General features: G+C 60.9%; 10 protein-coding genes. 8 read left to right on the top strand and 2 right to left on the bottom strand.

Features of this window, described 5'->3' with window-relative positions:
* The first annotated feature begins 14 nt into the window (after nt 1-14).
* The 5 genes from E6C55_RS10480 (at nt 15) to E6C55_RS10460 (ending at nt 11,035) form a co-directional block, all read left to right on the top strand.
* Nucleotides 15-1,655 (top strand): extracellular solute-binding protein, encoded by a 1,641-nt coding sequence (locus E6C55_RS10480; protein ID WP_168735568.1) that lies wholly within the window; start codon nt 15-17, stop codon nt 1,653-1,655.
* A 91-nt stretch (nt 1,656-1,746) separates the two neighbouring features.
* The gene (locus E6C55_RS10475) at nt 1,747-7,488 is read left to right on the top strand and encodes a hemoblobin-interacting domain-containing protein (protein WP_136369741.1); all 5,742 of its coding nucleotides are present in this window, start codon (nt 1,747-1,749) and stop codon (nt 7,486-7,488) included.
* A gap of 53 nt (nt 7,489-7,541) precedes the next feature.
* The gene (locus E6C55_RS10470) at nt 7,542-9,308 is read left to right on the top strand and encodes a sialidase family protein (RefSeq protein ID WP_136369740.1); all 1,767 of its coding nucleotides are present in this window, start codon (nt 7,542-7,544) and stop codon (nt 9,306-9,308) included.
* Between the two features lie 3 nt (nt 9,309-9,311).
* Nucleotides 9,312-10,229: a sugar phosphate isomerase/epimerase family protein gene (locus tag E6C55_RS10465; RefSeq protein ID WP_136369739.1), complete on the top strand. Its 918-nt coding sequence runs from the start codon at nt 9,312-9,314 to the stop codon at nt 10,227-10,229.
* Nucleotides 10,226-11,035, top strand: coding sequence for a M55 family metallopeptidase (locus tag E6C55_RS10460; protein ID WP_168735567.1), 810 nt, complete (start codon nt 10,226-10,228; stop codon nt 11,033-11,035). Before E6C55_RS10465 ends, E6C55_RS10460 begins: the two co-directional genes overlap by 4 nt.
* Nucleotides 11,036-11,055: 20 nt before the next feature.
* Here E6C55_RS10460 and E6C55_RS10455 read toward each other — a convergent pair whose 3' ends face one another.
* Both E6C55_RS10455 and E6C55_RS10450 read right to left on the bottom strand, forming a co-directional pair.
* Nucleotides 11,056-11,775 carry an SDR family NAD(P)-dependent oxidoreductase gene (locus E6C55_RS10455; protein WP_136369737.1) on the bottom strand — a complete coding sequence of 240 codons (720 nt, stop codon included), beginning with the start codon at nt 11,773-11,775 and terminating at the stop codon, nt 11,056-11,058.
* Nucleotides 11,776-11,843: 68 nt separating this feature from the next.
* Nucleotides 11,844-12,038 (bottom strand): hypothetical protein, encoded by a 195-nt coding sequence (locus tag E6C55_RS10450; protein ID WP_136369736.1) that lies wholly within the window; start codon nt 12,036-12,038, stop codon nt 11,844-11,846.
* A 187-nt stretch (nt 12,039-12,225) separates the two neighbouring features.
* Between E6C55_RS10450 and E6C55_RS10445 the strand changes: the two genes are divergently transcribed.
* The 3 genes from E6C55_RS10445 (at nt 12,226) to E6C55_RS10435 (ending at nt 15,043) form a co-directional block, all read left to right on the top strand.
* Nucleotides 12,226-12,603: a VOC family protein gene (locus E6C55_RS10445; protein ID WP_136369735.1), complete on the top strand. Its 378-nt coding sequence runs from the start codon at nt 12,226-12,228 to the stop codon at nt 12,601-12,603.
* A gap of 609 nt (nt 12,604-13,212) precedes the next feature.
* Nucleotides 13,213-13,926 carry a glycoside hydrolase family protein gene (locus E6C55_RS10440; protein ID WP_136369734.1) on the top strand — a complete coding sequence of 238 codons (714 nt, stop codon included), beginning with the start codon at nt 13,213-13,215 and terminating at the stop codon, nt 13,924-13,926.
* Between the two features lie 109 nt (nt 13,927-14,035).
* Nucleotides 14,036-15,043: a LacI family DNA-binding transcriptional regulator gene (locus E6C55_RS10435; RefSeq protein WP_136369733.1), complete on the top strand. Its 1,008-nt coding sequence runs from the start codon at nt 14,036-14,038 to the stop codon at nt 15,041-15,043.
* The last annotated feature ends 75 nt before the right edge of the window (nt 15,044-15,118 follow it).

Here is a 15,118-nt window from a genome sequence, read left to right as displayed (position 1 = left end):
GAGGTCAAATGCAAATGTTGAGAAAAACCGTTATCACCGCGCTTGCTGTCATCCTGTCCGGAGCAGCGGTCGCCGGCTGCAGCCAGTCGAACGACAAGAACGGCAGCTCCGCCCAGCCGTCTCCATCCTCTACGCAGACGGAAGTCGCATCGGCCACGCCTGCCACGCCGCCGACGATCGAACTGTCGTTGCCGCTCGATCCCGGCGTATCGCTGAGCAGCGACACCTGGGCCCTCAAGGAGTGGGGCTCGCGTACCGGCGTCACCTTCAACTTGACGACCGTGCCTCGCGATTCGCAGAAGGAGAAGCTGAACCTGGCGATCGCTTCCAACGAATTCCCGGAGCTGACGCGCTTCTTCCAGGACGACACGACATACAAGAAGTACGGCTCCAAGCTGTTCGTCGCGCTTGATCCTTATTTGGAGGAAGGCAAGCTGCCTAACTTCCAGAAATACCTGGAGAAGTACCCCGACGTGGAGCAAGCGATTCGCAATCCGGCGGACGGCAAAATATACGGGTTCCCGCTCGTGCAGGATTTCGAGTGGGTGCCGAGAGTCTGGTGGATGCGCAATGACCTGTTGAACAAACAGGGGATGGATGTCAGCCAGATCCAATCGCTCGACGACGTCAAGGCGGCGATGCTGGCGCTGCAGAAGGAGAACGGCGGCAAGCCGATCACCTCGTCGCGGCTCGGTTGGTCTTATTATTTCTGGACGTCGTCGACGCCGTTCGGGCTGGCAGGCGAGAACAACGGCAAGGACCCGCGCTACAATCCGGAGACCCAAGCATTCGAGTACGGTCCCACGGCGGCGCCGGACCGGTTCAAGATGTGGGTCGAATTCGAGCGCTGGATGTATGAGAACAACCTGCTCAGCCCGGACTTCCTGACGATGAAGGACAACGACCTGTTCGCCGGCTACGCCAGCGGCAGCTTCCCGCTCATTCGCGAGCAGAACAACGCCGGTCAAGCGGGAGTGGACAACGAAGCGCTCTTGCAGCCGATCATGCCGTTCCCGGTCGACGGCGCGATTCAGACCCAGGCGGTGTCGCCGCATTACAATACGAGCTTCCGCGGACCTTGGGTCATCAGCAACAAGTCGAAGAACGCCGATGCGATTATGACGGCGCTTGATTGGCTCTACAGCGAAGAGGGCTACACGACGATGTTCATCGGCAAGGAAGGCGAGCATTGGGTTAAGGATGCCTCAACGCCGTCCGGCTACAAGATCATCGGCTATCAGAGCGTCTGGACGGCGGATGCCGACGGCAAGCAGCCGGATGGCTTGATCACCGGCGGGGATCTGGGGATGGGCGTCTGGTGGATGAACGGGGTTATTCCGGAGTTTAACCGCTACGGCACCCTGACGTCCAAGGCAGGCGAAGAAGCCAAGGCGTTCAAGTACCTGAACTCGCGCGACGCGATCATCAAGGCGGGCGGTACGAACGAAGCTCCGCCGCCCGTATCGTTCGACGACGACGCGTTGAAGAAATCAACCGAGCTCGGCAACCAGATTGAGACGTACACGTCCGAGAACGCGATCAAATTCATTATCGGCCAGAAGCCAATGAGCGACTGGGACAGCTTCATGGCTGGCTACAAGAATTTCAAGATCGACGAGTGGGTCGGGCTTTATAACGAATTCGCGGTGAAGTAAGGCGGCTTGCGGCAACGGCGGGGAGACGGACGGCTGATCTTCCCGCCGTTGCCGCGTTTGCTATTCGACCATACATGGGGAGGTATCATTGATGAAGCGGAACCGCAAGGGAGCGTTTAAGCGCACGATCGCCACGCTGCTCGTTGTTCTGACAGCGCTTTCGACTTTGTTTTATCCCGGAATGCCGGGCACCGGAACAGGTGTTGCGCGCGCGGACGACGGAAGCGATCTGGTCAATGAAACGTTTGATGCCCTGGCGACGGGAACGACGCCGTCGGGATGGGGCGTATCGGTGACCGGCAGCTCTTATGTCCAAGTAGTGGAGGAAGACAGCCGACGCTTCCTGCAGATCTACGATGCCAGCGTGCAGGCGACGAACGGCATTACGAAGACGTTCGCCCAGCAGACCGGGAAGGCGGTCATCCAGGCGGATGTACAGTTGCCGGCAGGCGGAACGCCGGGGAAGGACAACATCCTGTTCTATGTGCTCGATTCGGCGAACAAGGCGGCCATCGCGCTCAACCTGAACGCGGATAAAATATTGTCTTACCGCACGGTGGACGGCGTGACGACGGCGACGGAGATGACCGGCATCGTGCCGGGCCGCAGTTGGCACCAACTGGCGATCGCCGCCGATTACGGAGCCAAGACGTTCGATTTGTACTTCGACGGGTTGCTCGCAGCAAGCGCAGTGCCGTTCCGTTACGACGATGCCGTCGGACTGAGCAAGCTGCAGGTCAGCGGCTCGTATTCCAGCGATACGACGAGCAATATCCGCATCGCCAATCTCGACAATGTGCTGATTTACACCGGGGCGATCCGATTGCAGACGCCGCCTGCGCTTGTGGAGGATATCAGCGACGCCTACGCGGGACGGTCGGTGGACCTCGCGTTCGCCGACGATGCGGCCTGGCGTGCGGCCATTGCCGACGCAGCCGTTAACGGGACGACATTGTCCGGGGCGGCGTATGCCGTTGCGCCGGGCAGTCTGCAGATCGACGGCAGCGCATTTCCCGAGGCGGGCAGCTACAGCATAACCGTGCGAGCGCGCGGCTACGCCGACGCGACAGTTGCCCAGACGGTGAACGAAGACCCCGAATTGATGTTCGTCGATGAGACGTTTGAAGCGTTGGCGGTCGGCTCCGCTCCTTCCGGCTGGGGAATCAACGCGACGGGCGCCTCGTCGGTTATCGTCGCGGAAGCGGCCGACGGCAACCGTTATCTGCAGATCGTCGACGCCAGCCGGATGGCAACCCAGGGCATCTCCAAGTCGTTCCCCGTGCAGACCGGCAAGCTGACGGTGGAAGCGGACGTCCAACTGCCGCCCGGAGCGACGTCGGGCAAGGAGAACATTCTGTTCTATGTATTCGACAGCGCCGGTAAACAGGCGATCGCGCTGAACCTGCTGCCGACCGCCATTGTGTCCTTGCGGACGACGAACGGCAGCACGACGTCCAGTCAGCTGGCGTCCGGGCTGAATGCGGGCGACTGGCGGCACCTCACGATCTCGGCGGATTACGCGACCCGGACGTTCGACTTCTATGTCGATGATGCCCTTCTTGCCAGTGCCGTCCCGTTCCGTTATGACGATGCTCTTAATCTGGCGAAGCTGCAAGTGACGGGTGCATATTATGCGGATGACGCCGAATATGTGCGGTTGGTCAACCTCGACAACGTGCGTATCTATCCGCGGGCGATACTCGTACCGTCGCCGGAGCCGGTCGTGCCCCCCGCTCCCGGCGTGGAACGGCAGTCGTTCGACAGCCACTCGAGCGTGTTCCTCTCCTCGCGCTGGTATTGGCAAGGCGGCGAGAACGGCCAACTCGGCACGCTTGACGCGCTCAAGCGGTTCATGGCGACCGACGACAAGTGGACTTACGAGACGGATGCGGCCAAGATCGGCAATGTCGTCCGTCTCGGCGTCAGCTTCCAGGGCACGCTGAACATGAATGAAGGTACGACGGGCAGAGCCCGTTACCTGGACGGGACAGAGATCATAGCGCCGTGGATGGTCAAATGGAACGCGACCTGGGGTAGCATGAGCGATCCCGTCTACTACGAGCTGGTGCTGCAGCGCGGCAAAAGCAGCATCGACGCCGGCGTCACCTCGTTCCAGTTCGACGACTGGCGGGGCAGCCAGGCGGCATATGACATGAACGGAGATTTCTGTGAAGCTTGCATGACAAGGTTCCGCGACTACTTGGCCGATACCTATTCACTCTCGCAGTTGGCCGCCTGGGGAATCGCCGACATCGCGACATTCGATTACCGCATGTATTTGCAGACGCAACTGGGCATCGTGACGCCCGCGGACTACGGCACCCGCAAGACGGAATCGCCGCTGAACGCGCCGTTCCGCGAGTTTATGACACAGGAGAGCATCTTGTTCCACCAGCGGCTGCACGACGATCTGGAAGCGTATGCCGGGCATTCGCTCGAATTCTCCGTCAACTCGACGATCATGCAATATCCCCAAACAAAGGATCATTATCTTCACGATATATTCGATTATGAGATCGGCGAGAGCGCGGAATCCTCTCTTGGCATCGGCAATATTGTCACGTTCGGCTCGCTCGCTTCCGGGCTGGGCAAGCCGCAGGTCATATCGCCGCTGCCGCAGCATCCGGAAGCGATCCGGGAAGGCATCGCAGCCTCCTACGCGCTGGGCCAATACATGCTTGTGCCATGGGACGTCTGGCTGGAGGGCAGCACCCGCTATTACGGAACCGTGGCCGATTACGGCGACATGTATCATTTCATTCGCCAGTACCCGTATTTGTTCGACGGCTACGAGGCGTCGGCCAGAACCGGCGTGCTAATCGATTGGAATGAGCTGGATTCCGCTGCGCTCAGCGAACTGTCCATGCGCTTGTTCGAAGCGGGGGTGCCGTTCCGCGACCTGGTCGCGAACGAATCGCTTCCGCATTACGGGCTGCAGGCTTCGCAATTCGCCGGGCTGGATCGGCTGATCGCCTATTCGCCGCTCGACGGCTTCGGCAGCGCCGATCAGGCGGTCATCGCAGCCAGCGGCATTCCGGTCGTCGCGCCGGAGGATGCGGACGCAGCTTGGCTTGCTGCCCGGTCGGCGGTTCAGATTGCCGGCGACGGCGAGCTGTATGCAGCCGTCCGTTCCCGCGAGGACGCGAACGCGCCTAAGGTTGTGCACCTGCTGAATCGCAGCGGCGTCCCGGTTGACGACGCGACGTTGACGATTGCGGATGCCGAGTTCTTCGGCAGCTCCGACATTCGCGCCGTGCTGTACCGCCCCGGCCGCAATCCGCTGCCGCTGGAGTTGGCTTCGGACGGTTCGGGCGGACATACGCTGGTCATTCCCGAGCTGGAAGAGTGGGGGATCGTGCGCGTCTCCCGCGAGGATACGCCCGATCCGGAAGCGTTCGCCGTTGCCGCCCCGTGGTCCGGCATCAATGTCGGCAGCCCGGCCAAGGACGGTTCGGCGACGGCTTCCGGCGGCACGCTGTCGGTCACGAGCGAAGGAAGCGGGCAACACGTGCCGACAACCGGCGATCAAGGCTCTGCCGATCAAATCGCCTACGTATATCAATATCTGGGGGCGACGCCTCTGCAGGATGCCACGATCAGCGCAAGGCTGCTTCCGCACGATTCGGAAGCGCCGACCGGTGCGGTCAGCGGCGTGATGATCCGTGAGAATGCGGCGTCCAACGCCCGATTCGTCGCTGTGCAAGCGACGAAGGGGAGCGGGCTGGAGCTTGTCTGGCGCGATACGGACAACGGCGCGGTATCTTCGGCTGCGCTCGGTTCGGCGGAGCTGCCGGGATACGTCAAGCTGGAACGGCACAACGGCGCGTTCGCGGCGTACTATTCCGCAGACGGCGTGACGTGGGGGGCTCCGCTCGGGACGCATTCGCTGACGATGAGCAATCCGTTGGCCGGCGTCTTTGCCGCCGCCGGGCCAGCGGGAGGGACGAATACGGCCGTGTTCGAAGCGTTATCCGTCACGACCGGCGATGTCGCATTGCCGGCCGGGGAATTGAGCGCATTGCGGTTGTCCGGCTTGCCGGAGAGCCTGATCGCCGGCACTGCGTCATCGCTGACGGTCACAGCCGTTATGGATGATGACGGCACGGAATCCGAGGTCGACGTCACCGGGGAACACATCGTGTATACGAGCGGCGATCCGGCCGTGGCGACCGTGAATCGATACGGCACCGTTATGGCGCAAGCCGCCGGCAGCGCTACCCTTACGGCCTCGTTTACGCACGGAGGCGTTACCGTAACGGCTTCCGTTGCCGTCACCGTCGTGCCGCCAAGCCCGTATCTGCTGGACGAATCGTTCGACGATTACGACGAATCGGAGACACCCGCAGGCTGGAGCATGACGCAAGCGGAGGTCGGAGGCTCTTATATCAAGGTAGCGCAGATTCCTTCGTCCGAGGATCGCAGTCTCGAGGCTTACGACAATGCGAGCAGCGGCTTCCCGTCCGCCGGTGCGGAGTTTGCGCCGCAGACCGGTCCGATTACGGTCGACTTCGACTTCCAGGTCGACTTCGGCGCGGTTCCGGCCAACGGCGGGGCGATCGTCGCTTACTTGCAGGCGGCCGACGGGGCGACAAGCGGCGTCTCGCTGCTGGCGAATTATGATGGCTTCTGGTATCTGGACGGTGGTACTGCCGTTGTGGCCGCACCGGTGACCCCCGGCGAGTGGCAGCATATCCGCATCGTCGCCGACGCATCGACGGACAAGATGGATTTGTACATCGACGGCACGAAGGTCGTCGACCAAGGCGGCTTCCGCAACGCGGTTCAATCGCTCGGCAAGATCGTCGTCGGCGGAAGCACCGGCGGGGTTGATACGACGGCGCGTTGGAACAATGTGCGCATTGCGAAGGGAGCGCCCGACACGACAGCTCCGACGACGACTGCCGAGCTGTCGCCGGCCGAACCGGACGGTTCGAACGGCGCATATGCCGGACCGGTCGAGTTGACGCTGAACGCCGTCGACGATGCTTCCGGGGTGGCGGATACCGTCTACAGCTTGAATGGAGGCAGCACATGGCTGCCGTACGACGGACCGATCGCCTTCACCCGTCAAGGCGCGTATACGGTGATGTATCGTTCGACGGACAACGCTGGCAATATTGGAACGGTCGGCAGCGTCAGCTTCACGCTGGCCGCCTCGGAGGTGGAGGTGCAACTGCGCGACAGCAGCGGGAACCCGCTGACCGGCGCTGTGGTGACGTATTACGACGGCGGATGGAAGAGCTTCGGGGTTACGGGAGTCGACGGCACAGCGCGTCGATCGCTGGCGGATCGCAATTACACGTTCGGCATCTCCTATGAAGGAACGTATGTGCAGAAGCCGCAAAATACGGAGACGGACCCGGTAGTATCGTTCGCAACGATAAGCGTCAAGGTGCAACTGAAGGACAGCGACGGCCAGGCGCTGTCCGGAGGCGCGGCGACCTACTATGCGGGAAGCTGGCGTACGTTCGGAGCGATCGGCAGCGGCGGGGAGGCCAGCAAGGAATTGCTGCCCGGCACGTATACGTTCGGGATGACGTACGAGGGAACGTATGTGCAGAAGTCGCAGAATACCGCCATTGACGCTATTATCGTCTTCCAAACGATTCGTGTGACGGTGCGGCTGCTGGATGGGGCGGATCAACCGCTTAGCGGCGGCGCGGCGACCTATTATGCGGGAAGCTGGCGTACGTTCGGAACGACCGATGTCTCGGGAGAGACCGCCAGAGAGCTGCTGCCCGGTTCGTATGCCTTCGGCATGAACAAGGGAGGGGTTTATACGCAGCAGACGCAAAATACCGGTTCGGACGCAATCGTCTTGTTCCGGCGGTAATCGAATCGCCCCGCTGCAATCAGAATGAATGGCAGATTTGGAGGAGAGGCGCATTGGCACGGGATCGAATCGATTGGCGCAATATCAAGAACGGGCGGGAGTTGCCGAAGGAGCATTATTGCGATCAGCCTTATGCGGTCATTACCGCCGAAGGACATTGGCTCTGCGTCATGACGACCGGTCGCGGGCTGGAAGGAGAGAGCGGGCAGCATGTCGTCTCGACGATCAGCGCCGACAAGGGACTTACCTGGACGGCGCTGGTCGATATCGAACCGGCCGGCGGTCCGGAAGCTTCCTGGGCCATGCCGCTCGTTGTGCCGGGCGGGCGCGTCTACGTCTTTTATTTGTACAATGCCGACAATATCCGTCAGGTTGCCGGAGGCCACTTCGACGGCGAGCCGGGGGAAGTGCTGCACGAACGAGTCGATACGCTTGGATATATGGTATTCAAGTACTCCGACGATCACGGGCGCACCTGGTCTGCGCAGCGGCATACGATTCCGATTCGCAGCTTCGAGATCGACAGGCGCAACCGGCATCGCGGAGAGGTGCAGTATCTGTGGGGCGTCGGCAAGCCGATGGTCCAGGAGGGGGCCGTCTACATCGGGTTCGCCAAAGTCGGGTCGTTCGGGCCGGGATGGATGGCCGAGTCGGAGGGCGCGTTCCTGAGAAGCGACAATATTCTGGAGGAGTCCGACCCGACGCGAATCCGCTGGCAGACGCTGCCGGAAGGAGACTTCGGTCTTCGCGCTCCGCTCGGACCGGTCGGCGACGAGCATAATCCCGTCGGCCTGAACGACGGAAGTCTCTATTGTACGTTCCGTACGGTTGCCGGTCATAACGCGCAATCGTACAGCCGGGACGGCGGCCGCTCTTGGACGAAGCCCGAGCACGCGGCCTACTCGCCGGGCGGACGCGCGATCAAGCATCCGCGGGCCGCCAACTTCGTGAAGAAGTTCGCCAACGGGAAGTATTTGCTCTGGTATCACAACCACGGCAGAAGCTTCATTGAACGTCCGTGGCTGGCTTATGCGGATCGCAATCCGGCATGGGTGAGCGGAGGGGTGGAGCGGGACGGCGTTATCCACTGGTCGCAGCCGGAAGTGCTGCTCTACGACGACGATCCGGCCGTGCGCATCAGCTATCCGGATTTTATCGAGGACGGCGGCGACTATTACGTCACCGAGACGCAGAAGGAGATCGCCCGCGTTCATCCGATCGACAAGGCGCTGCTGGAGGGAATGTGGGCGCAAGGCGAGCGGAGGCAGGTCGATCGGGAGGGGCTGCTGCTGGAATTGGACCGGGAAGCTTGCGCATCCGGCGCTTCGCACGCATTGCCCGGATTCGGCGCGCTGTCCGAAGGCGGGAGCTTTAGTCTCGAGCTCTGGCTCTCTATGGATTCCTTGGCGCCCGGGCAGGTGGTGGCCGACGCGACGGATGCCGCGGGACAAGGCTTCCGACTGGTGACGATCGAAGCCGGTGCGCTTCGTTTGGAGCTGAGCGACGGTCGCAGCGGCGCTTATTGGGACAGCGACAGCGGCATCTTGCGGGCCGGCAGCCTGCAACATGTCGCGGTCATTGTCGACGGAGGTCCGAAGCTGATTCTGTTCGTCGCGGACGGCGTTCTGTGCGACGGCGGCGCGCAGCGGCAGTTCGGCTGGGGCCGGTTCGGCCCGACGCTCGGAACCGTCGGCGCGGCAGGGAGAGAACTTGCCGCAGCTCCGTCCCTGAACGGGAGATTGCACGGGCTGAGGCTGTATGGCCAAGCGATGACCGTCTCGCAGGCGGTTGCCCAGCACTTGGCGGGGATGGAGGGATAACCGATGAGCAGGCCGCACTATCGACTCGGCATCAACCATCATCTGCTGTATCCGGCTTCGCTGGATTCGGCGTCCGCGCATGGCGATTCGCTGGCTGAAGCGCTGGCATTGCCCGGCTTCGAAGTGACGGATTGTTACGTGCCGTCCTCCGGAGAAGAGGCGCAAACGCGTGCGATCGCCAGAATCGCCGCCTCCGGCAGAGAGCCGATTTACAATTGTCCGTTAATGCTCGGACCGGATTGGGGACCGCATCACCCCGACGTCGTCGTTCGGGAACGTACGCGGGACGAAGCCAAGCGTCACATCGATCGCGCCAAGTCGATTGGCGCCCGCAAGATGGTCGTCGCAAGCGGCGACGATCCCGGCCCGGAGCGGCGCGAGGAGGAGATGGCGCTTATGATCGCTTATATGATCGATCTGTGCGCCTATGCCGGAGCCGGGCTTTGCCTCATGATCGAGCCGTTCGATCGTTCCATTGGGAGAAATCTGCTTATCGGTCCGACGGTCGAAGCGGTGGCGGTCGTCGAAGCGGTGCGCTCGGCGGGATGCGAGAATATCGGCCTTCTGGTGGATATGGGCCATATTCCGTTGATGGGCGAAAGCTTCCGCCACGCGGTCGCGACGGCCGGCCGGCATATCCGGCACGTGCATCTCGGCAGTTGCGTCATGCGGGATTCCCGGGACCCGTTATACGGAGATATGCATCCGCCCTGGGGATATCCGGGCGGCGAGAACGATGTGGCGGAGGCGGCGGAATTTCTGCGCTGCCTGATCGATGCCGGCTACTTCGAAGTCGAAGGCGAGGAATCGCCGACATTGACGCTGGAGATGCGTCCTTATCCGGGGATGACGGAGCGCAGCAGCGCGGAGCTGTTCATCCGCAAGCTGGAACAAGCATGGCAGGAGGCGGAACGCTTATGAGATGGATGATTCGCAGCGATATGGAAGGGGTGACCGGTGTCGTCTCGATGGAGCAGGTCGTTCCCGGAGCGGCGGAATATGCCTTCGGCAAATGGATGCTGATGCACGATCTGCAGGCGCTTCTGGCGGGACTGCTGCAGGAGGAAGACGACGAGGTCGTGATCTACGATATTCACTTCGCCGGACGGAACATCGACCCGGATCGGCTGGATCGCCGCGTGCAAGTGATCGCCGGCAAGCCGCATTACGGCGTCGCGAACGCGGGGTGGCTGTCAGGTCGCTTCGACGGCATGATCCTGCAGGGATTGCACGCCCGGGCCGGAACGCCGAACGCGCTGCTCGCGCACAATTACGAGCACGATATCGTCCGCATGGAGCTGAACGGAGAACCGATCGGCGAGATTGGGCTGGAAGCGGCCATTGCGGGAGAGGCGGGCGTACCGCTGGCGATGGTGACCGGCGATTCGGAAGGGGCGCGGGAAGCCCGCGAGCTGATGGCCGGCGTCATTACGGTGTCGGTGAAGGAATCGCTCGGTCCTGCCTCCGCCCTGTGTTATCCCTCGGAATGGACGGGACGTTACCTGACGGAGGGCGCGCTGATGTGCAGGGAGCTGGCCGCGCAAGGGAGCATGGCCCCTTATCGCATACAGGGACCGGTTGAGCTGATGATGCAGTTCAAGCCGGGGGAATTGCTGTCCCGGCTGCAGCTTCGGCTTCGCGAGTGCTTCGTCGATCCCGAGACGCTGCGGTTGACGGGGGCTTCTGTGCTCGAAGCATGGGAGATCTACCTGAAGGCCAAGGACTGACGAAGCTTATAGCCAGGCGCTCACCACTCCATCGGCGTCCCGTCGTAGCTCAGGAAGACGGGATGCTCTCCCCGGAACTCCTCGTGCCGGGCGATCAAGCCGAGGATATGGCCCGCCGATTCGGCCGGAGTGAGGCTGCCCGTCTCATCCAGATGGCCGCGCATGAACGTGCGGACGTGGCCGGGGTGGAACACCATCGCCTGTCCGCCCGACTTGCGCAGCTCGTTGTGGACGATGGCCGATTGCATGTTGAGCGCGGCCTTGGACATGCAGTAGGCGAACCAGCCGTCGCGCCAGCACGTGCCGATGCTGCCGGCTTCCGACGAGATGTTGACGATCAGCCTGCTCTCGCCGCGAAGCAGCGACGGGAGCAGCGCGTTCGACACCCGCAGCGCGCCGAGCGCGTTGACGTTGAAGACGTCCTTCATCTGCTCGAAGTCGAGCTTGTCCGCCGCCGTGGCCGTTATATCGCCAAGGATCGACGCGTTGTTGATCAGCAGCTCCAGCCGATCCGTCGTCTCCCGTATCCGTTCCGCCGCCGCCGTCACGCTCGCGTCGCTCGAGATGTCGAGGTCGAGCGGAAGCAGCTTTCCGGGGTGATTTTCCGCCAAACGTTCCAGCTCTTCACTTATGGGCCGGTACAGACCGGCGAACACGGAATAGCCCCGTTGCAGAAGGCCTTCCGCGAAGGCGTACCCGAGCCCGTGGTCGGCTCCGGTGACGCAGGCGAATCGTTCCATCGTGACGCCCCTTCCCGCGGTATGCTCCGTTCATTGTAACGTCCGCGCGGGGGAGAGAACAAGCTGCCTTACGCCTTGTCGTCTTCGACCTTGTAATACTTCTCGTAGACGAGGTTGGGGACGATCAAGAAGCCGCCGACGAACACCAGGCACACCGCGAAGAATCCGAAGATGCTCAGCTTGTCCGCAATTAGCTGTCCGCCTGTTGCAGCGACCTTGGCGGCGCTCTGACCGATCGAGAGCAGGTTCGACATCAGTTCCATGGACGATTCCTCCATTGGGCTATCGGATGATTGAATCTGCTCCCATTGTATCGAGGCTGTCGTGCAAATAATGTGAAGAAAATCACATTGACAGGATGGAGGATAGCGGGACGGGGTTGTCGAAATGCTAGAACGGGCGGCAACGAACCTGACTTGGAATTCGGGCCGCGGAAGGGAGCGAGGAGACATGATCCGCAAGCTCGGACAAGTCATGCTGTACGTGAACGACCAGGAGAAGGCCAAGCGCTTCTACACGGAGAAGCTCGGCTTCGAGCTCCTCTCGGAAGGAGGCGCCGACGAGGGATTCCGCTGGATCGAAGTCGCGCCGAAGGACGCGGCGACAAGCCTCGTGCTTCACGACAAGGAAGCGGTCGCGAAGATGTCGCCGGAGCTGCATCTCGGCACGCCGTCTCTGATGTTCTACACGGACGATATCGATGCGCTGTATGCCGACTGCAAGAGCAAGTCCGTCACCGTCGGCGAGCTGGTCGAGCTCCCGTTCGGCCGGGTATTCAACTTCGCGGACGAGGAAGACAACTACTTCGCCGTGATGGAGCAGCGTTAACCGAGCCGAGCCGGATCGGTTCTGGCAAGAGCGAAGATGGGGCTGCCCGCCAAGTCATCCTGATGACTTGGGGGCGGCTTTTTTGTGCAGCTTCATGTCTGTCCCGCTCCGCCCCGCCCCGGAGCCTCATTGGAGCGTTGCCGTTGACGTTTGGACGATTTTATGCGAGAAACCGCATACGTTCGAAGGGCAAAGGAGCCTCGGGGCCCGATGAATGCGAAAAACCGCATATATGGCGTTAATTCCGGCCCGACAAGCCGGATGTATGCCAAAAATCACATAAAACCCCGCGATTCCCGCCAATCCAAGCCTGCGAATGCGAAAAACCGCATAAAACCGCAAGAGTCACCAAACCAGAGGAACGAATAGCAAGGCGGGGAGAGTACGGATGGCCCGAAGTTGCTTTTCGAGTCGCCCCCTCCTTAAGAGGGGCTAGAGGGGCAGAGAGGCTAGAGGGGCTAGAGAGGCTAGAGGGGCCAGAGAGGAGCTAGAGAAGAATTGGAAGTCGCTTCCCGGGCAGCTCCATCTCTTTTTCTCTTGCCAATTTAATGCGCTTACATTAAGATCTAAATGAAAAATAAAACGTTTCACTAAAATTGGAGGGCTATGATGAACAAGAAAATGTGTCGGTGGTTGCCCGTATTTTTGCTTGTTTTGTTAGGCTTGCCCGCTTCAGCCGGCGCGATCTCTTCCCCGGCGCAGCACGTGGCGGTCATCGGTTCGTCCGGCTGGGATATCTACAGCGGCGCAACGATTGGCGGCTATCGCTATGGACCTTCCTTTATCGTTAACGACGATGACAGCATTGATATGTGGGCTTGCTCGGAGGGAGGCAGTCCGCTTCCGTACGACTATATCCGTTACCAGCGCTCAACGGACGGAGGGCTGACATGGGGCAGCGACCAGATTGTCCTGCCTCCGACCGCCGGTTCGATGGATGCGCTCTCGACGTGCGATCCCGGCGTTATCAAGTTCGGCGGCTATTATTATATTGCGTACACGTCAACGACGAATCGCGGAGGCACGAACAATCAGATTTATGTCGCCCGATCGACCAGTCCGACGGGGACTTGGGAGAAGTGGGACGGCACAGGATGGGGAGGTTATCCGCAGCCGTTCATCGTCTACGACGGCAGTCCGCTCGTCTATGGGGCCGGTCAGCCTTCCTTCGTGGTCAAGGACTCGACCCTCTATATTTATTACAGTTGGATCGACAACAACATGAATCAACTGCGCGTGGCCACCGCCTCCACCGCCGATGCGAATTGGCCGGCCAGTCTGACGTACCAAGGCGTTGCGATCTATCATTATCAGATCAGCTAACCTCAGATCAGTTAACCTCAGAACGACAGAACGCAGAAGGGCAGGTTGAATCCGAAGTGGGACTATGATATATTCCTTTTAATAATTAAACGATTTAGGAGTTGTTTATTTGGCTACAATCAAGGATGTCGCCAAGGAAGCGGGAGTCTCGATCGCTGCCGCTTCTCTGGCTCTTAACGGCAAGGGGAGTCTCTCCGAGGAGACCCGATCCAAGATTATCGAGGCGGCGGAGCGGTTGAGCTACAAGCCGAACGCCCTGGCCAAAGGCTTGGTCACGAACAATAAAATCAATACGGTCGGCGTGATCATACCGAAGCCCGGCACCGAATTCCTGCCCTTCGTCGGAATGGACATTCTGAGCGGCGTCGGAGAGGTGGCCAGCGAGAAGAAGTACAACATGCTGCTCGATTGGGAGGATGGGTTGGGCGGCTCCAAGGTGCTGGATCTGGTCCAGAGCGGCATCGTGCGGGGGCTGGTCTTCTTCGTGCCGCTCAACGACGTCAAGACGTTCCGCACGCTGAATGATCTTAACTTCCCCTATGTCCTGATGAGCCGGCCGCCGGAAGGCGTCTATTGCAGTTGGGTGGACGTCGACAATGCGGACGCATCCTATCAAGCGACCGTCTCTCTGATTAAATCCGGGCATACGCGCATTGCGTATTCCTCTCCGGCGCCGATGGATTATCTGGTGAGCGGAGATCGTCATTCGGGCTACCGGCAAGCGCTGCTCAGCCACAATCTTGCTTACGACGAATCCTATGTCTCGATTGGCGACGGCGATATTCAGAGCGGCAAGCGGGCGATGGAGCAGTTTCTGAGCTTGAACGAGCCGCCGACCGCGCTCATTGCCGGTTCCAATCTGCAGGCGATCGGGATGATCGAATCCCTGAAGGAACGGGGGCTGGACCATCGGGAGAAGGCGATCATTACCTTCGACGACAGTCCCCTTGCGGAGAGCTACGGGATATCGGCCATTCACATTCCGACGAACCTGATCGCGAAGGAGTCGACCCGCTTGCTGATGAAGCGAATCGCCAACCCGCGGCGAATCGAACCCGAGAGCATTGTCATTGGGGCGGAGTTTATTATTCGCAGCACCTTTGTGCCGGTCAGGTAATGAAGATCCTTTGCAACGGAATAACGGGCATGCCCGACACGTTCCTAGCGAAGGATTTTTTTTGCCCATTCGGAC

This window comes from Cohnella fermenti (assembly GCF_004801405.1).
GTDB lineage: Bacteria > Bacillota > Bacilli > Paenibacillales > Paenibacillaceae > Cohnella > Cohnella fermenti.
Note: the sequence above shows the minus strand (reverse complement) of the source record. Positions and strands in the feature narration are given on the sequence as shown.